Consider the following 17,872-nt stretch of genomic DNA (forward strand, 5'->3'; position numbering starts at 1 on the left):
CGCGACGGGTCAGGCGAGGAGCAGCAGCACGAACCCGATGAGGGGCAGCGTGCCCTGGATCAGCGCCGGACGGAGGTAGCCCGGTCCGGTCGTCGTCAGCACCACGGCCGCGGCCGCCATGCAGGCCGTGCTGAACAGGGCGAGCGCGAGCCCCGCGCGAGGCAGGTCGGTCCAATACAGCCAGACGCCGGCGAGCGCCCCGATCGCGAGGAACAGGTTGTAGAAGCCCTGGTTGTAGGCCATCGGCCGCAGCGTCTCGGCCTGCGCGCGATCGCGCACGCCGAACACGCGCCAGGTCGACGGCTGCATCCAGCGGACGCTCTCGAGCACGAAGATGTAGACGTGCAGCAGCGCGGCGAGCACCACCACGATGCTGCCGACGATCGCGAGGACGCTCATGGACGGATGCTACGCCCGCGGCGGCCGGTCACGATACGTCGCGACGCCACGTCGTCGCCCCGCCGATGATCGTCGTCGCGACCGCGATCCCGAGGAGCACCAGCCCGCCCTGCCACCACTCGAGCGAGTCGGCCGAGCCGAGGGAGGCCACGCTGTAGAACGAGGCGCCGACGAGCGCGTCGCTCGCCGCCCCGGGCAGGAACCGCCCGACCGAGGCGGTGACGTCGTTCAGCGAGGACACGAGCCGGAGGACCGGCTCGAGGAACTGCGTGAAGGCGATGACGATCACGATCGCCGCCACCTGGTTCGGGACGAGCGCGCCGAGCCCCACGCCGATCGCGCCCCAGAGCGCCATCGCGAGGATGCCGCGGCCCACGAGCGCCCACGTGTCGGCGGAGTCGAGTCCCGTCTCGAGGTCGAACGCGGCCAGTGCCGCGGCGCCGAGGCCCACGGAGGTGGCGAAGCCGATGACGCCGAACACCGCGCCGACGACGAGCTGCGAGGCGAACTTGCCCGACAGCACCGTCGTGCGGTGCGGCTCGGCGAGGAAGGTCGTCGTCAGCGTGCGGTGGCGGAACTCCGTCGTCACCGCGAGCGCGCCGAGGAGGACCGGGAACACGTACCCGATCGAGGAGGCGAAGCTGTACAGGAGCGGGGCCAGCTCCACCCCGGGCGGGATCGCGGTGCTGCCGCCGGCCGAGGCCGCGGCATCCGGGTTCTGCGCCGCCCACCCGAGGAAGGCGCCGAAGCCGCCCGACATCATCGCGACGTACCCGACGAGCACGATCGCGAGCAGCCACCACATGCGGGTGGTCAGGACCTTCAGGAACTCCGCGCCGATGGAACGCACGAACGACATCACCCCTCACCCTCGCCTTCGCCGACGAGGGCCAGGAACGACTCCTCGAGCCCCGACTTCAATCGGTGCAGCGAACTCAGCTCGACGCCGCCGACGAAGGCGGCGTGCCCCACGATGCCCGGATCGGGCTCGGCGACGATGAACCCGCCGCGCCCCTCCGTGTACTCGAGTCCGGCCTGGTCGAGCGCCGCGGCGAGGCGCGCCCGGTCGGGCGACTCGACCACGGTCCGTGGCGAGGCGTCGAGCTCGAGGCTCGACAGCGATCCCGTCCGCACGAGCCGCCCGCGCGAGATGATGACGACCTCGTCGACCGACTGCTGCACCTCGCTCAGCAGGTGCGAGCTCACGAGGATCGTCCGGCCGTCGCGCGCGAGCGCATGGAGGAACCCGCGGATCCACCTGATCCCCTCGGGATCGAGGCCGTTGATCGGCTCGTCGAGCACGAGCACCCGCGGGTCGCCGAGGAGGGTCGTCGCGAGCGCCAGTCGCTGCCGCATGCCGAGCGAGAACCCGCCGACGCGCCGGCTCGCGAACTGCGACATGCCGACCTGCTCGAGCACCTCGTCGACCCGGGACGAGCGGATGCCGGCGGCGGTGGCCGTCACGCGGAGGTGGTTGCGCGCCGTCCGTCCCGGATGGAACGCCGCGTCGAGTGCCGCGCCCACCGTCTCGAGCGGCCGTTCCAGGTCGCGATACCGGGTTCCGCCGAACGTCGCCGTCCCGGCCGTGGGGCGCTCGAGGCCGAGCAGCGTGCGAAGCGTCGTCGTCTTCCCGGCGCCGTTCGGGCCGAGGAACCCGGTCACCCGACCGGGTTCCACCGTGAAGGTCAGGTCCTCCACCGCCGTCACGGCGCCGAACCGCTTGGTGAGTCCGGTGATCTCGATGGTGGTCCCATCACCCATGCGCGATCCTCTCCGAGTGCGGGCCGGCCGGGTGCCGGCGCCGCCTAGTTCAGTGGGCGGATGCCGCGCGGCAGCACCCCGCCGCCGTACAGCATGGCCGCGAGGTCCTGCAGCGACGCGAGAGCGACGCGCTGCGGGTGCGGCCCGTACGAGATGCGTGCGACGCCGAGTTCGGCGAGCCGATCAGGGGGAGGGACGTCGGGCAGCCCGATCACGCTCACCCGGCGCCATCCGATGCCCTCGACGAGCTCGGCGATCACGTCGTCGCCGAAGTTCCCGGGGACGAACACGCAGGTCGCCCCCGCGTCGAGGTAGGCGCGTCCGCGCTCGACCGCGTCCGCGAGCCACACCTCGCGCGGGCGGTCGTTGCCGCGGAGCCAGGCGTCGGTGCGCGCGTTGAGCGCGAACGGGACGCCTTCGGCGTCTGCGGCGGCCACGGCGGCCTCCACGAGGGCCACCGAGTCGGCGAGCGGCTTCAGCTGGTCTTCGAGGTTCGCGCCGACGACGCCCTCGCCGATCGCGCGCCGGATCGTCTCGCCGGCGTCGCCGTAGCCGGCCTCGAGGTCGGCGCTGACGGGCACGTCGACGGCGCGCGCGATGCGCCCCACCATGTCGAGCATGAGTTCGACGGGGATCTGCTCACCGTCGGGGTAGCCGTACAGGGCGGCGATCGAGTGGCTCGCCGTGGCGAGCGCCCGGGTCTCGCGGAGGTCGGCGACAGCCCTCGCGGTCACGACGTCCCAGACGTTGACGACCTGCAGCAGCTCGTCGTCGACGTGCAGTCGGCGCAGCTCGGCACCGGACTCGGCGGGGGTCATGCGTCCCAGACTATTGCCCGGCCGCGGTTCGGCGGAGGAATCGCCCCGGTTCGTCGCGGTCGTGGTCCGGTCGGCCCGCGCCGCGACTCAGCCGGTGATCCGGCGGAGGCCCGCGATGAGCCGGTCGACGTCCTCGTCGTCGGTGTAGGGCGCGAGCCCGATCCGGAGCCCTCCCTCGTCGCCGAGCCCGAGGTGCCGCGACGCCTCCAGCGCGTAGAAGTTCCCGCTCGGCGCGAGCACCCGGTCGGCGCCGAGCGCGTCGGAGACGTCGGACGCCCCGTGACCGGAGAAGGTCGCGAGCAGCGTCGGCGTGCGCCGCGCGGCATGCGAGTGCACGGTCGTGCCGGGCAGGTCGGCGAGCGCCGACTCGAGCCGGGCGAGGAGGCGCGACTCGTGCTCGTGCAGGGCCGCGTACGACGCGGCGAGCCGCTCCCGTCGGGAGCCGGTGCCGTCGGTCCCCGGCTCCGAGTCGTCGGCGAGCGAGGCGAGCACGTCGACCGCGGCGGTCACGCCCGCCAGGAGCTCGTAGGGGAGCGTGCCGAACTCGAACCGCTCCGGCACGACGTCGGTCGCGGGGAGGAGCTTGTCGGGCGTGATGCTCTCGAGGAGCGCCGGGTCGGCGACGAGCAGCCCGCAGTGCGGGCCGAGGAACTTGTACGGCGAGCAGGTCAGGAGATCGGCTCCCAGGGCGTCGAGGTCGGGCAGCTCGTGCGCGGCGTAGTGGACGCCGTCGACGAAGAGGAGCGCGTCGGCCGCGTGCACCTGCTCGGCGATCGCGGGGATGTCGGGCATCGTGCCGATGAGGTTCGAGGCGGCGGTGACCGCGACGAGCCGGGTGCGATCGCTGAGGGCGGCGGCCACGGCGCCCACGGGCAGCTCGCCCGTGGCCGGGTCGAACGAGACCCACCGCACCGTCGCGCCCGTGCGCTCCGCCGCCTGCACCCAGGGGCGGACGTTCGAGTCGTGGTCGAGCCGGGTGACCACGACCTCGTCGCCGGGGCCCCACTCACGGGAGAGGTGCCGCGTGAAGTCGTAGACCAGCTGCGTGGCGCTCCGACCGTGCACGACGCCGCGCCGGTCGGCGCCCGTGAAGTCGGCCACGGCGTCGCGGAAGGCCGCGACCGCGGCATCCGCCCGCTGCGCCGACTCGCCGAGCGGACCCCGGTTGGAGAGCGGGCCGGTCAGCGTCGCCGCGATCGCCTCGCCGACCTGCGTCGGCGCCTGCGTGCCGCCGGGGCCGTCGAAGAGGGCCCAGCCGTGCTCGAGCGAGGGGAACCAGGAGCGGATGCGGGCGACGTCGAGGGTCATGGGCGCGAGCCTAATCGGCGAACGCGATCAGGGAGGGCGCGTAGCATGCGCGGCATGTCCGCGCATCGGGTGGCGCACCGGACGCCGCACCCGCGCATCGCGTCCGTCGTCGTCGCGGTGGTCGCGGTGACGGCGATGGGCGGATGCGTCGCGGGCCCGCCGTACGACCAGCTCCTCACGGGCGACGAGGAGCTGCTCGCCATCGCCCGCGAGCACTACACCGACGCGCGCGATCGCGTGGCGATGGCCCTGGTCGACGGCGACGAGGCGCGGATCGCCTTCGTCTCGGCCGACGCCGGGACGCGGTTCGGGCTGGGCGGCGCGACGAGCGCGCTCACCGGGCTGCTGCTCGCTGACGCGATCGACCGGGGCGAGGTCGCGCTCGACGATCCGGTCTCGGCCCACCTGGACCTCGGCGATGCGCCCGCAGCCGGGCTGACCCTCCGCAGCCTCGCGACCCACCACGCGGCGCTCCCGCAGGACCCGCTCGGGCCGGCGGCGTTCGAGCCGGCCGCGGCGCCCGGGGAGCGGGCCCTCGACCGGGGCGGTCTCGACGCACTGATCGCCCGGGTCGCCTCGCTCGACCTCGTGCCCGAGCTCGAGTACAACCCGAGCGACTTCGACGCCGCACTCGTCGGGCAGGCGGTCGCCGCCGCGACGGGCACCCGGTTCGCCGACCTGCTCGCCGAGCGCGTGTTCGCTCCCGCAGGGATGGCGGACGCCCTGGTGGTCGAATCCGGCGACCTGCTGCCCGACGGCCTCGCGCAGGGGCACGACCGGCAGGGCGAACGTGTGGCCGCGAGGGGGTCCGGGGCCTATGCGCCGGCCGTCGGCGCCGTGGTGACGATCGACGATGCGGTCGCGCTCGCCCGGGCGATCCTCGACGGGCCCTTCGCCGGAAGCGCGGCCCTCGAACCGGTCGACGCCACCCGGTGGCCGCAGATCGAGGTCGGACTGTTCTGGGAGCGCATCTCGTCGGACGACGGCGAGGTCGTCTACGTCACGGGCTCCGCCGAGGGGTTCACCGCGGCCGTGCTCGCCGACCAGCGCGCGGGCCGCGCGGCGGTGCTGCTCTCGAACTCGGAGGAGGCATGGCCGTGGCTGCGGCTGCGCCCGCTCCTCGGCCTCGTGGTCGGCTGAGGCGCCACGGCGTCCCTTCCCGGCGCCCGGCGGCCCGGCGACCGGCGTCTCGCGCTCGGCGCTCATCGTCGTGCCCGAGTGGGAGGCCGATTCCACCTCGTCGCCCTGATGCGGCACTGGAGCCGCCGGAGTACCATTCGGTGCGAACCGAGGTGGGGTGATGCATGCGGGCGTAGCGTCGTCGGCCGCGCGGGAGCCGCTCCGATTCGGTGCCGCGTCGATGATCGTCGCGGCCGCGCTGGTCGTCTCCGGGTGCTCGGTCGGCGACACCACCGCCGGCTCGGCCGGCACCTCAACGCCACTGCCTCAGTCATCTGGCGGTGCAGCGACGACGGGCGACGCCGAACTGCTCGCCGCCGTCGGCGGCACGTTCGGCGACGACGTCGATCGCGCGGCGGTCGCCTTGGTCATCGACGACGAGGTGCGCACCGCGTTCGTGAACGCCGACGCCTCGACGATGTTCGAGTTCGGATCGATCACGAAGGCGCTCACGGGACTCCTCCTCGCCGAGGCCGTCCGACGGGGCGAGGTGGCCGTCGACGACCCGGTCGGCGACTTCCTCGAGCTCGGGACCTCGGATGCGGCGTCCGCCACCCTCGAGCGCCTCGCGACCCATCGGGCGGGGATGCCGGTCGTCCCGGACGCGCCGACCGACGACGACCCCTTCCCGGACGAGCCGGGCGCGCTCGTCGCGCAGGCGATGACCGTCGAAGTCCCCGATGACGCCGACTTCTCGTACGACAACGTGGGCCCGGCCCTGCTCGGCCAGGCACTCGCCGGGGCGGCCGGCACGGAGTACTCGCAACTGCTCCGGGAGCGCGTCCTCGATCCGGCGAGCATGGACGGCGCGGTGGTCGTCGGCACGGATGCCGAGGTGCCGGACGACCTCCAGCCGGGCTACACGCTCGCACAGATCCCGGTCGAGCCGTGGACCTTCGGCGACTACGCGCCCGCTGCGGGGGTGGCCGGGACCCTCGACGACGTCGTGGGCCTCGCGCGCTCGGTCATCTCGGGTCCGTTCGCCGACAGTGCCGCACTCGATCCGGTGTATGAGATCAACACGCGGTTCGCGATCGGCTACCTCTGGTTCGTCGAGTCGCGCAGCGCACGCACGGTCACCGGGCACTCGGGCCAGACCGGGGGCTACTCGAGCGTGCTGTTCGTCGACCGCGGGGCGGACGTGGCCTCGATCGTGCTGTGGGATGCCCCGGGCGACGCGGAGGAGGTCGCCCTGCGACTGCTGCTCCTGGCTGACTAGTCGCGGTGAGCGGGCACGGCCGACCGGCGGTCGGCGACGAGCTCGCCGAGCAGCGAATCGGCGAGGGCCGCGACGATCGGGTCGTCGTCACCCGGGTAGCGCACCGTGAGCTCCGCGCCGTCGAGGGAGCCGCCGACGGCCGCGAAGCGCGAGCCACGCTGGTGCATCCAGTCGAGCGCCTGCGCGTCCCACGCGGACCCGGCGAAGACGAGCGCGCGGTAGTCCTGCGTCTTCGTCAGGTACACGTCGACGTGCGACCAGTCGCCGGTCTCCGAGGCGAACGCGCCGAGCCGTGGCACCTCGCGCAGCATGAGCGCCGACTGCTGGGCGCTGGAGAGGCGCTCGGCGGGCGCGAGCGTCCACGTCCCGTCGGGTCCGGTGAGCAGGTCGGCGAGGGGGTCGAGCCAGTCGACGGATGCCTCGAGCAGCGCCGCGTTCGCGTCGGCGCCGCGCCGCAGTGCCGCGCCGTCGAATCGTGTCGCCGGCGCGGTGCCGAGGAGCTCGCCGAGCACCTCGTCGAGCACGGCGAACGTGGCCCGGAACGTGCGGCACGCGACGCCGGATGCCTCGACGCCGGCGTGCAGGGGCACGACGACGTCGGCTGCCTCGGCGAGCGGCGACTCGCTCCGGTTCGTGATCGCGATGAGACGGCCCGTTCCCCGGTAGCGCTCGATCGCGCGCAGCACCTCGACGCTCCCGCCCGTGGCGGAGACCGCGACCACGACCAGATCGGGTGCGGCTGGCGGCAGCAGTTCGACGCTCGCGAGCTCGACGAGCACGTTCGCCCCGACGGCGCGGAAGCGCCGGGCGACGACATCGGCCGCGTAGCGGCTCGAGCCCATGCCGACGACGAGCACGCGCGAGGCACCGAGCAGCGCCAGGCGGTCGAGTCCCGCGAGCCCCGCGTCGAGCGCGTCGGCGAGCCGGCCGAGCGACTCCGGGATCAGGTCGAGGTCGGCTCGAAAGGCGGCGGTGTCCACGGGTCCTCCGGAAGCTGGTCGGTCGAGGGGTAGCGGTGCGTGATCGCGGCGTCGGGCGCGTAGCGCCAGCGCGGCAGGAAGCGGTCGGCGTACGTCAGTTCGGCTGCCAGCTGCTCGGCCTCGAGCCCGGGCACGAGCGTGGGGTCGAACAGGTCGCCGAGCACGAGCGTTGCGCGGTAGGCCTCGAGCAGCGCGCGGCGCGCCCGGTCGGCCCAGGCGAACGCGGCCGGCTCCGCCCGGCCGAGTCGCTTCTGCGCGACGGCCGCGACGAGGTCGAGCGACACGAGCAGGTGCGCGACGTCGCGCGCGGCGGCATCCGTTCGCCCCCGCTCCGGGGCATCGAGCTGAGGGTCGCCGTCGAAGTCGATGACCGTGTACCGCGGCGGCGAGCCGGGGGAGCGCAGCACCTGCCCGACGTGCAGGTCGCCGTGCAGGTCGAAGGCGACGCCGGGCGCGCTCGAACCGAGCGAGCGGATGCCGCCGCGCAGCGCCTCGGCTCGGTTGGCCAGGCGCGCGGCCGTCGGGCCGCCGGAGCGGCCGGTCGCCTCGAGTGCGGCGTCGAGCGCCGCGAGCGCGCGCCGCTCGCGCTGCGCGGGCGCATCATCGGGGGCGGCGGCCGCGTCGGCGCCGAGCACGTCGTGCAGTCGCGCGACGGTCGCGCCGAGCATCGCCGGGAAGTCGGGCTCCGGACCGGAGCCCCCGACCACCGCGACCACGTCGTCGACCGCCCAGTCCCAGCCGTCCAGCGCCCCCGGCAGGTACTCGGTGACGATCGCGAGCGTCGAGGTGCCGAGCTCGGGGTGGTGCCAGTCGACGCGGCCGGCGTAGCCGGCGACATCCGTCGATCCCGCCTCGGCGAGGCGCCCGAGCAGGTGCGCGGCGCGGTCGGCCGCGGCCCAGCGGCCCACGACCTTCACGACGAGGCGCTCGTCGACGATGACCGACGTGTTCGTCTGGTCGACGGCGATCGCCCGCTCCGCGGCATCCGCCGCCACGGTCGGATCGACCAGTCGCGCGAGCTCACGGGCGACGCCGTCACCCGCGGCCGGCCCGGCGCCGTCGACGGAGACCTCGCCTGTGGGCGCGACGGAGAGCGCGCGGCCGGCGATCTCGGGCCGCTCGCCCGCGAGCAACGAGTTCATTGAATCCGGATTGTAACAACTGTGCAAAACCGGCTCTAGAGCGTCCCGGAAACCATTGCGGTTTCTTGATGCCCGGTGCAACAATTCCTCAACCTTTCCGACGTCCCCAGGAGGTACCTCATGCCCACCATGCGTCGCATCTCCATCGCAGCGGCCGGCACCGCTGCACTTGCACTCGTCCTCTCGTCCTGCGCCGGAGGTGACGGCGGCGACGGGTCCGACATCGACCCGAGCGCCGACATCACCGAGCAGACCCTGACCGTCTCGATCTGGGCCGACTACTACCCCGAGGACCTGGCCGAGCAGTTCGAGGCGGCCACGGGCGTGAAGACCACGATCGTGAACCACGCCACCAACGAGGACGTGGTGGCGAAGCTCACCGCGAGCTCCGACCCCGGAATCGACGTCGCCTTCGTGTCGGGCCAGTACGCGCAGGCGCTCGCCGAGCAGGGCCTGCTCCAGGAGCTCGACAAGGACCTCATCCCCAACGAGGAGAACCTCTACCCCGAGGCGCTCGAACTCGCCTACGACGAGGGCAACGTCTACTCCGAGCCCTACGCCTGGGGCACGACGGGCCTCTGCTACCGGCCCGACCTCACGGGCTTCGACCCGACGTCGTGGAACGACCTGCTGAACCCGGTCGACGAGCTCGTCGGCAAGACCACGATGCTCTCGACCGACCGCTGGCTCGCACTGCCCGCGCTGAAGGCGGCCGGGTACTCGGTGAACACGACCGACGACGCCGAGCTCGACGACGCCAAGGCGCAGCTGCTCGAGACCAAGCCGACCCTCCTCGCCTACGACGACACGACCTTCTACTCGAAGCTCGTCTCCGGCGAGGCCGCGATGGTCGAGGCGTGGGACGGCTGGTGCAACTACGGCATCGCCGAGAACCCCGACATCGAGTTCGTGGTCCCCGACGAGGGCGCCGACCTCTGGGTCGACACGATGACCGTGCTGAAGAGCTCCGAGAACAAGGAGGCCGCGATGGCCTTCATCGACTACATCCTCGACCCCGAGGTGCAGACGTGGGTCGTCGAGAACATCCTCTACAAGGTGCCGAACCAGGTCGCCATGGAGGCCCTCGACCCGACGCTGATCGAGGCGTACCCGACGCTCGGCATCACGGTCGACGAGCTCTTCGAGCAGGAGGTGATCGTCGACCTCGGCGAGGACTCGCTGAAGTACGTCGACCTGAACGCGGAAGTCCTCGCGACCAACTGACCCGGAGCGCCGTGACCACCACGACCCCGCAGGCGACCCCCGCCGTGCGCGCCCAGCGCGCCCGGCGGGGGCTCGCCGCCGCGCCGTTCCTCGCGCCCGGCATGCTCTTCCTCATCGTCTTCATGGCGATCCCGGTCGGGCTGCTCGCGTTCTACACGTTCTTCAAGCGCGGCCGGTTCGGCGGCCTGGTGTTCGAGTTCACCCTCGACAACTGGGCGAAGCTCGCCGAACCGCTCTACGTCGGCGTCATCCTGCAGTCGATCGGGCTCGCGCTCGTCGTGACCCTGCTCGCGCTGCTCCTCGGCTACCCGATGGCGTACGCGATCGCCGGGCTCTCGCCCAAGTGGCGGACCGTGGCCCTCGTCGCCGTCGTGCTGCCGTTCTGGACCAACTTCCTGATCCGCACGTACGCCTGGATCCTGCTGCTCAACAACGCCGGGTTCGTGAACCAGTGGCTGCAGGCGCTCGGGCTCACCGACGAGCCGATCTCGATGCTCTACACGCCGCAGGCCATCGTCGTGGGGCTCCTCTACATGTACCTGCCGCTCATGGTGCTCCCGCTCTACGCGTCGCTGCAGCAGCTCGACCCCTCGCTCCGCGAGGCGGCGACGAACCTCGGCGCATCGCCGTGGCGCGCGTTCCGCACGGTCACGCTGCCGCTGTCGCTGCCCGGTGCGCTCACGGGGTGCATCTTCGTCTTCGTCCCGGCGATGTCGAACTTCGTGATCCCGGAGCTCATCGGCGGCGGCAAGACGGTCATGGTCGGCAACCTCGTGCGCGACCAGTTCTACGAGGCCCGCGACTGGCCGTTCGGCGCGACGCTCGCTCTCGTGCTCACGATGCTGCTCGTCGTCGTCATCGTGATCCAGTCGGCGGTGTCGCGCCGCATCACGGAAGGACCGCGTCGTGGCTGAGTCGACCGCCCGCGAGACCGATCGCGCCGACGAGACCGCGATGACGGATGCCGTGCCCACGCCGGCCGTTCCGGCCGCGCGTGGCCGGAAGCGCCGGGGCATCCTCGTGCCCCTGTGGCTCGGCTATGTCTTCCTATACCTGCCGATCCTCGTGGTCGTCGTGATGAGCTTCAACGAGTCGCGGAACCTGTTCGTCTGGACCGGGTTCTCACTGCGCTGGTACCCGGAGCTCTTCGCCGACGGCGCCATGATGCAGGGCCTGTCGAACACGCTCATCGTCGCGACCGGTGCGACCCTGATCGCGACCGTGCTCGGCACCCTGCTCGCCTACGGCATCCACCACTACACGCGGGGCGGGCTCATCCGGGCGTTCGCGATCGCGCCGGCGATCCTGCCCGACCTGCTGCTCGGCATCGGCCTGCTCACCTTCTTCTCGCTCCTGAGCTTCACGCTGGGGCTGCACTCCGTGATCCTCGCCCACGGGGTCTTCGCGACCGCGTTCGTGACCGCGATCGTGCTCGCGCGCATGGCGAACCTCGACCCGAGCCTCGAGGAGGCCTCGCGCGACCTCGGCATGGGGCCCGCGAAGACCTTCGTGCGGATCACGCTGCCGCAGCTCGCCCCGGGGATCGTCGCGGGCGCCCTCCTCGCCTTCACGCTCTCGCTCGACGAGTTCGTGATCGCGTTCTTCACGACCGCGCCGACCCAGCCGACCCTGCCGATCGTCATCTACTCGATGGTGCGCTTCGGCGTCACGCCCGAGGTGAACGCCCTCGCCACCCTCCTGCTGCTCGTGAGCATCGTCGCGGTGATCTCGGCGCAGCGCCTCACCCGACTGACAGGAACCTCCCGATGACCGCCGAACCCCTGCTCCGCGTCGACGGCGTCCGCGCCGTGTACGGCGACACCGTCGCCCTGCACGACATCTCGCTCGACATCGCCCACAACGAGTTCTTCGCGCTGCTCGGGCCGTCGGGCTGCGGCAAGACGACGCTGCTGCGCTCGATCGCCGGCTTCGAGACGCCCGCCGCCGGGCGCATCACGGTCGACGGCCTCGACCTGCTGCCGCTGCCCGCGCACAAGCGGCCCGTGAACATGATGTTCCAGAGCTACGCGCTGTTCCCCCACCTGTCGGTCGAGAAGAACATCGCCTACGGGCTCGAGGCGGAGGGCGTCGGCCGTGCCGAGATCCGCACGCGCGTCGGCGAGGTCATGGAGGTCGTCCGGCTCGGGCACCTCGCCAAGCGCCGGCCGTCGCAGCTCTCGGGTGGCCAGCGGCAGCGGGTCGCGCTCGCGCGCGCGATCATCAAGCGGCCGAAGCTGCTGCTGCTCGACGAGCCGCTGTCGGCGCTCGACCGCCAGGTGCGCGCGTCGATGCAGCTCGAGCTCAAGCGCCTGCAGCACGAGGTCGGCCTCACCTTCGTCGTCGTCACGCACGACCAGGAGGAGGCCATGTCGATGGCCGACCGCATCGCGGTGCTCAACGAGGGCCGACTGGAGCAACTCGCAAGCCCGCAGGAGCTCTACGCCGAGCCCGTCTCGCGGTTCGTCGCGGCGTTCATCGGCACCGCGAACCTGCTCGACGGCGACGCGACCGCCGACGGGGTCGCCGTGCCCGGCATCGGGCTCGTGTCGGCGTCGCACGCCCTGTCCGCCGGTTCTCCCGCGACCGCGGTCGTGCGGCCGGAGGACGTCACGGTCGGCGCCGAGGTCTCGGGCGGACTCCGGGGCACCGTGGTCGACACGTACTTCCTCGGCGGCGCCTCGACGCTCTCCGTCGAGGTCCCGGGGCTCCCGGCGCCGCTGCTCTCGAGCGTGCACGGCGCGACCCGACTGGCACGCGGCGCCGAGGTGGGCGTGACCTTCGGGCGGGCGACGGCCGTGACGCGGGACCCGGCGCAGCCGGCGTCCTTCGGAACCACGGTGCCGACCACCGCGATCCCGGTGAACGAGGCTCAGGACGTCAGCGCGTGACCCGTCGCCATCCGCGCGTACTCGCGCAGCAGTTCGGCCGCCGCGGCGCGGTCGAGCGTCGGGTGCTTGGCGACGATGCGGTAGCCGTACGCGTCCTCGAGCGCGACGAGGTTGCGCGCGATCACGAGCGTCGGCTGGGCGAGCGCGAAGAGGCCGCGGGCGGCGCCCTGCTCGAGCACGACTTGGTACATGCCGACCTGGCGGTCGTAGAGCGTGGTGAGCAGCGACGCCATGAGCGGGTTTCGGCCGGCCGACCCGCCGAGCTCGCAGAGCAGGCGTACCTCGGTGTCGTCGGAGCCGCTCGGCAGGCCGGAGTCGATGAGGGCGACGAGGCGCACGACCGGGTCGTCGGGCAGGCCCTCGAGCATGCGGACGCGGCCCTCGTAGAAGCGCTCCATGCCGGCGCGGTTCGCCTCGAACATGAGCTCGTCGATGTCGGGGTAGTAGTACAGCACCGCGCCGGAGGTGAGCCCGGCCTCCTCGGCCACGCGGTTGAGGCGGGCCCCGTCGGGACCGTGCGCCGCGATCGCGCGCTGTGCCGCGGCCACCAATTGGCTCCGGCGTTCCTCCTGCCGCTTGGGCCTCGCCATGGTGCTCCCTCCCGAGCGGACAGATTGTCTGCACTGCCCCGCAATGTTAGCCCGAAATGCCTTAGTAATACAGGGTTTTCACCGCGCTGAATTCTCTATAACCTGCTGCAAAGAATCGATGAACGGAGTCGCCATGTCCGACGCTCGCCGCACCTTCCTCTTCATGCCCGAGAGCGCCTACGGCCCGACCAACAACTGCATCGGCATCGCCAACGAACTGCTGAAGCAGGGCCACCGGGTCGTCTTCGCCGCCGAGCGGTCATGGCAGGGCAAGCTCACCGCGCTGGGCTTCGAGGAGGACCTCGTCGACCTCGCGCCTGTCGAGGAACCGGCCGAGGGCGAGGCCGAGGTCGAGCAGGACGCCGGCCAGTTCTGGAAGGACTACATCAAGGAGGTCGCGCCCGAGTTCCGCAAGACCACCGCCGAGCAACTCGAGACCGTCACGCTCCCCATCTGGGAGGAGCTCGTCAACGGCGCCAAGTTCTGCGAACCGCAGCTGCAGGCGATCATCGGCCGCGTGCGGCCCGACGTCATCATCGAGGACAACGTGCTGACGTTCCCCGCACTCGTCACGGCGGGGGTCCCCTTCGTGCGCATCGTCAGCTGCAACCCGCTCGAGGTCCCTGGCGATGACATCGCCCCCGTCTTCTCCGGACTCGGCAAGGACGACCGCGAGGGCTGGTCGGCGTTCCGCGCCGAGTACGACCGCACGCACCGTCCGCTCTGGGAGTCGTTCGACGCCTGGGTGCAGGAGCAGGGGGCGCCGCCGCTGCCCGACCTGGAGTTCATCCACACGGGCGACGCGAACCTCTACGTGTTCCCCGAGGAGCTCGACTACACCGACGTGCGCCCGCTCGACGAGACCTGGCACCGGCTCGACTCGTCGGTCCGCGAGACCGAGCAGGCTCCCGCCGACCTGCCCGCATCGTTCACCGACGGCAGCCGGCCCCTCGTCTACTTCAGCCTCGGCTCGCTCGGCTCGGCCGACGTCGACCTCATGAAGCGCGTCATCGACGCCCTCGCCGCGCTGCCCGTGAACGTCATCGTCTCCAAGGGCCCGCTGCACGACGAGTTCGAGCTCGCCGACAACATGTGGGGCGCCGAATTCCTGCCCCAGACGAAGCTGCTGCCGCTCGCCGACCTCGTCATCACGCACGGCGGCAACAACACCACGACCGAGGCCATGCACTTCGGCAAGCCGATGATCCTGCTCCCGCTCTTCTGGGACCAGTACGACAACGCCCAGCGTGTCGACGAGCAGGGCTACGGCCGTCGCCTCGACACCTACGGCTTCACGGCCGACGAGCTGCGGGACGCGGTCACGGGCATCCTCGCCGACGATGCGCTCCGCGCGCGCTCGGAGGCGGCCGGCGCCGCCATCCGCTCTCGCCACGGCGTGGCGAAGGCCGCCGAGATCATCGCGGGCGTCGGGCTCCCGGTCGGCGCCGGTGTCGGGTCGGCCGCAGCGGGGGCCGAGTGAGCCCTTCGACGACGGACGCCGCAGCCGCGGCACTCGCGGACGCCGCACCGCGGCCCTACTGGACCGACCGTCCCGAGGCGCCGGCTCCGCGTCCGGCGCTGGCCGGTCGCCACGAGGCCGACCTCGTCGTCATCGGCGCCGGGTTCACGGGGCTGTGGGCCGCGTGGCGGGCGCTCGAGCGCGGGGCCGCGGCATCCGTCGTCGTGCTCGAGGCCGAGCGGGTGGGCTACGGGGCCAGCGGGCGCAACGGCGGCTTCGTCGCCTCGTCGCTGACGCACGGGCTCGCGCACGGCACCATGGTCTGGCCCGACCAGGTCGGCGCGCTGCACGAGGAGGGCGAGCGGAACCTCGCCGACCTCGTCGCGACGATCGAGGCCGCGGGCATCGACTGCGACCTGCGTCGGGTGGGCAAGACGACCCTCGCGGTCGAGGAGTGGCAGGTCGCCGGCCTCCGCGCGGCGGTCGAGCTCGGTGACCGGCACGGCGTCGCGCTCGAGCTGCAGTCGCGCGACGAGGTGCGCTCCGACGTGCACTCGCCGACCTACCTCGCCGGACTGCGCGATCGCACCGGCACGGTGCTCGTCGACCCCGCACGGCTGGCGTGGGGCATGGCGGCCGAGCTCGAGCGGCGCGGCGTGCGGATCCACGACGGGTCGCGCGTCACCGGGCTCGATCGCGACGGCGCGGGCGTGATCGTCCGCACCGATGCCGGCGAGGTGGTCGCGCGGGGCGCGGTCGTCGCGACGGCCGCGTACCCCGGTCCGTTGCGCCGCCTCGGGTCGTACATCATGCCCCTCTACGACCACGTGCTGATGACCGAGCCGCTGACGGCCGCGCAACGTGGGTCGATCGGCTGGGCCGAGGGCCAGGGGCTCACCGATGCGGGCAACCAGTTCCACTACTACCGGCCGACCTCCGACGGTCGCATCCTCTTCGGCGGCTGGGATGCCGTCTACCACCGCGGCGGACGGGTCGACAGCGTGTACGAGCAGCAGGGCGGATCGCACGCCCTGCTCGCCCGCCACTTCGCCGAGACCTTCCCGCAGCTCGAGGGCGTGCGGTTCACCCACCGCTGGGCCGGGCCGATCGACTCGACGACCCGGTTCACCGCCGCCTACGGCACGGCCCGCGGCGGTCGGGTCGCCTACGCGGTCGGGCACACGGGCCTCGGCGTCGGCGCCTCGCGGTTCAGCGCGGACGTCGCCCTCGACCTCCTCGCGGGCGAACCCACGTCGAGGCTCCGGTACGACATCGTGCGCCGACGGCCGTTCCCGGTCCCGCCCGAGCCCTTCCGCAACCCGATCATCCAGTTCACGCGCCGCAGCATCCTCGCCGCCGACGCGCACCAGGGGCGCCGCAACCTCTGGCTGCGCACGCTCGACCGCTTCGGACTCGGCTTCAACTCCTGAAAGGCACCACTCCATGACCACCACCGGCACCTTCATCGGCGAGTACCGCTCCGGCACGGGCGGCGACGCCGTCATCGTGAACCCCGCGAGCGAGGAGGCGGTCGCCGCCTACCGGGAGTCCGGCCTCGCCGACGTCGACGAGGCGGCGGCCGCGGCCCGCGCGGCGCAGCCGGACTGGGCGGCGAAGACGCCGGGGGAGCGCTCGCTCGCCCTGCTCCGCCTCGCGGACGCGATCGAGGCCGACGCCGAGCACCTCGCGACGCTCGAGGTCGAGGACTCGGGCAAGCCGTGGACCACCGCGTTCGACGGAGAGCTCCCGTTCGCCGTCGACAACCTGCGGTTCTTCGCGGGCGCCGCGCGCTCGCTCGACGGCACCGGGGCCGGCTCGTTCTCCAACGGCTACACGTCGATCCTCACGCGCCGGCCGGTGGGCGTCGTCGCCGGCATCACGCCGTGGAACTTCCCGCTCATCATGGCGGTCTGGAAGGCCGGGCCCGCGCTCGCCGCGGGAAACGCCGTCATCGTGAAGCCGGCCCCCGCGACGCCGCGCACCACGCTCCGCCTCGCGGAGCTCGCCGTCGAGTCGGGGCTGCCCGCCGGGCTCCTCAACGTCGTCACGGGCGACGCCGAGGTCGGCCAGGCGCTCGTCGCGCACCGCGAAGTCGACATGGTGAGCGTCACCGGGTCGACGCAGACCGGCAAGGCCGTCATGCGCGGCGCCGTCGAGGGCGTCAAGCGCGTACACCTGGAGCTCGGCGGCAAGGCGCCCGTGATCGTGTTCACGGACGCCGACCTCGGCGCGATGGCGCAGGCCGTCGCGCTCGGCGCGACCTACAACACAGGCCAGGACTGCACGGCTGCGACCCGCGTCTACCTCGAGCGCTCGGTGTTCGACGACGGCGTCGCCGCGCTGCGACAGGCGCTCTCGGGCGTCGTCGCCGGCGACCCGATGGACGCCGACACCCACATCGGCCCGCTCATCTCGCCCGGGCACCGCGACCGCGTCGACGGGTTCGTGCGCCGGGCCGTCGCCGAAGGAGCCGAAGCGCTCGTCGGCGGCCACGCGATCGAGCGCACCGGGTCGTACTACGAGCCGACGCTCCTGGTGGGCGCCGCCCAGTCGTCCGAGATCGTGCAGGGCGAGGTCTTCGGGCCCGTGCTCGTCGCACTCCCGTTCGACGGCGAGGCCGAGGGCATCCGCCTCGCCAACGACAGCGCCTACGGGCTCGCATCATCGGTCTGGACCTCGGACGTCGCCCGCGCGATGCGCGTCAGCCAGTCGCTCGACGTCGGCGTCACCTGGGTGAACGACCACCTGCCGATCGCCTCGGAGGCCCCGCACGGCGGGGTGAAGGGCTCCGGCTTCGGCAAGGACATGTCGCTCGAGCCGCTGCTCGACTACTCGGTCACGCGGCACCTCATGATCCGGCACGCGCCGCCGCCCGAGACGACCGGCTTCCGGCCGGCCTGATCGG

The 17,872-nt window shown here is 72.6% G+C and carries 17 protein-coding genes; 9 read left to right on the forward strand and 8 right to left on the reverse strand.

The annotated features are described in order from the left end of the window. Positions 1-9: 9 nt before the first annotated feature. From ABME02_RS10305 to ABME02_RS10325, 5 genes are all read right to left on the reverse strand, one after another. On the reverse strand, positions 10-399 hold the full coding sequence (locus ABME02_RS10305) for a DUF1304 domain-containing protein (protein ID WP_353815205.1): 390 nt from the start codon (positions 397-399) through the stop codon (positions 10-12). A gap of 28 nt (positions 400-427) precedes the next feature. Continuing rightward, positions 428-1,258 carry an ABC transporter permease gene (locus ABME02_RS10310; protein ID WP_353815206.1) on the reverse strand — a complete coding sequence of 277 codons (831 nt, stop codon included), beginning with the start codon at positions 1,256-1,258 and terminating at the stop codon, positions 428-430. Beyond that, positions 1,258-2,160 (reverse strand): ATP-binding cassette domain-containing protein, encoded by a 903-nt coding sequence (locus tag ABME02_RS10315; protein ID WP_353815209.1) that lies wholly within the window; start codon positions 2,158-2,160, stop codon positions 1,258-1,260. Before ABME02_RS10315 ends, ABME02_RS10310 begins: the two co-directional genes overlap by 1 nt. Positions 2,161-2,204: 44 nt before the next feature. Next, complete coding sequence (locus tag ABME02_RS10320) at positions 2,205-2,978, reverse strand: isocitrate lyase/PEP mutase family protein (protein ID WP_353815210.1); 774 nt, start codon at positions 2,976-2,978, stop codon at positions 2,205-2,207. A gap of 87 nt (positions 2,979-3,065) precedes the next feature. After that, positions 3,066-4,286, reverse strand: coding sequence for a cysteine desulfurase-like protein (locus ABME02_RS10325; RefSeq protein WP_353815211.1), 1,221 nt, complete (start codon positions 4,284-4,286; stop codon positions 3,066-3,068). A 54-nt stretch (positions 4,287-4,340) separates the two neighbouring features. Here ABME02_RS10325 and ABME02_RS10330 point away from each other — a divergent pair, with 54 nt between their 5' ends. Together ABME02_RS10330 and ABME02_RS10335 are read left to right on the forward strand one after the other, a co-directional pair. Further along, complete coding sequence (locus ABME02_RS10330) at positions 4,341-5,426, forward strand: serine hydrolase domain-containing protein (RefSeq protein ID WP_353815212.1); 1,086 nt, start codon at positions 4,341-4,343, stop codon at positions 5,424-5,426. Between the two features lie 160 nt (positions 5,427-5,586). Then, positions 5,587-6,684, forward strand: coding sequence for a serine hydrolase domain-containing protein (locus ABME02_RS10335; protein WP_353815213.1), 1,098 nt, complete (start codon positions 5,587-5,589; stop codon positions 6,682-6,684). Here ABME02_RS10335 and ABME02_RS10340 read toward each other — a convergent pair. Together ABME02_RS10340 and ABME02_RS10345 are read right to left on the reverse strand one after the other, a co-directional pair. After that, entirely contained in the window at positions 6,681-7,664 is a 984-nt protein-coding gene (locus ABME02_RS10340) for an SIS domain-containing protein (protein ID WP_353815214.1), read from the reverse strand. The two genes, ABME02_RS10335 and ABME02_RS10340, sit on opposite strands and share 4 nt — an antisense overlap. Continuing rightward, the gene (locus ABME02_RS10345; RefSeq protein WP_353815215.1) at positions 7,628-8,806 is read right to left on the reverse strand and encodes a hypothetical protein; all 1,179 of its coding nucleotides are present in this window, start codon (positions 8,804-8,806) and stop codon (positions 7,628-7,630) included. The genes ABME02_RS10340 and ABME02_RS10345 overlap by 37 nt, the downstream gene beginning before the upstream one ends. 120 nt (positions 8,807-8,926) lie before the next feature. Here ABME02_RS10345 and ABME02_RS10350 point away from each other — a divergent pair, with 120 nt between their 5' ends. From ABME02_RS10350 to ABME02_RS10365, 4 genes are read left to right on the forward strand one after another with little or no spacing between them, the layout of a single operon-like run. Further along, positions 8,927-10,030, forward strand: a complete 1,104-nt coding sequence (locus ABME02_RS10350; protein ID WP_353815216.1) for a polyamine ABC transporter substrate-binding protein — start codon at positions 8,927-8,929, stop codon at positions 10,028-10,030. Positions 10,031-10,041: 11 nt separating this feature from the next. Next, positions 10,042-10,944 carry an ABC transporter permease gene (locus ABME02_RS10355; protein ID WP_353815217.1) on the forward strand — a complete coding sequence of 301 codons (903 nt, stop codon included), beginning with the start codon at positions 10,042-10,044 and terminating at the stop codon, positions 10,942-10,944. Next, the gene (locus tag ABME02_RS10360; RefSeq protein ID WP_353815218.1) at positions 10,937-11,800 is read left to right on the forward strand and encodes an ABC transporter permease; all 864 of its coding nucleotides are present in this window, start codon (positions 10,937-10,939) and stop codon (positions 11,798-11,800) included. The genes ABME02_RS10355 and ABME02_RS10360 overlap by 8 nt, the downstream gene beginning before the upstream one ends. Then, positions 11,797-12,918, forward strand: coding sequence for an ABC transporter ATP-binding protein (locus tag ABME02_RS10365; protein ID WP_353815219.1), 1,122 nt, complete (start codon positions 11,797-11,799; stop codon positions 12,916-12,918). Before ABME02_RS10360 ends, ABME02_RS10365 begins: the two co-directional genes overlap by 4 nt. On the opposite strand, the gene ABME02_RS10370 is transcribed toward ABME02_RS10365, so the two are convergent. Then, a complete protein-coding gene (locus ABME02_RS10370; protein ID WP_353815221.1) occupies positions 12,900-13,508 on the reverse strand; it encodes a TetR/AcrR family transcriptional regulator in 609 nt (202 codons plus the stop codon). The two genes, ABME02_RS10365 and ABME02_RS10370, sit on opposite strands and share 19 nt — an antisense overlap. Before the next feature lie 133 nt (positions 13,509-13,641). On the opposite strand from ABME02_RS10370, the gene ABME02_RS10375 reads away from it, so the two are divergent. The 3 genes from ABME02_RS10375 to ABME02_RS10385 are packed head-to-tail and all read left to right on the forward strand — an operon-like array spanning position 13,642 to position 17,868. Further along, a complete protein-coding gene (locus ABME02_RS10375) occupies positions 13,642-14,988 on the forward strand; it encodes a glycosyltransferase (RefSeq protein WP_353815222.1) in 1,347 nt (448 codons plus the stop codon). Then, positions 14,985-16,397, forward strand: a complete 1,413-nt coding sequence (locus ABME02_RS10380) for an NAD(P)/FAD-dependent oxidoreductase (RefSeq protein WP_353815223.1) — start codon at positions 14,985-14,987, stop codon at positions 16,395-16,397. Before ABME02_RS10375 ends, ABME02_RS10380 begins: the two co-directional genes overlap by 4 nt. 13 nt (positions 16,398-16,410) lie before the next feature. Further along, on the forward strand, positions 16,411-17,868 hold the full coding sequence (locus ABME02_RS10385) for an aminobutyraldehyde dehydrogenase (protein ID WP_353815224.1): 1,458 nt from the start codon (positions 16,411-16,413) through the stop codon (positions 17,866-17,868). Positions 17,869-17,872 lie beyond the last annotated feature (4 nt).

The organism is Agromyces zhanjiangensis (genome assembly GCF_040496055.1).
Lineage (GTDB): Bacteria > Actinomycetota > Actinomycetes > Actinomycetales > Microbacteriaceae > Agromyces > Agromyces zhanjiangensis.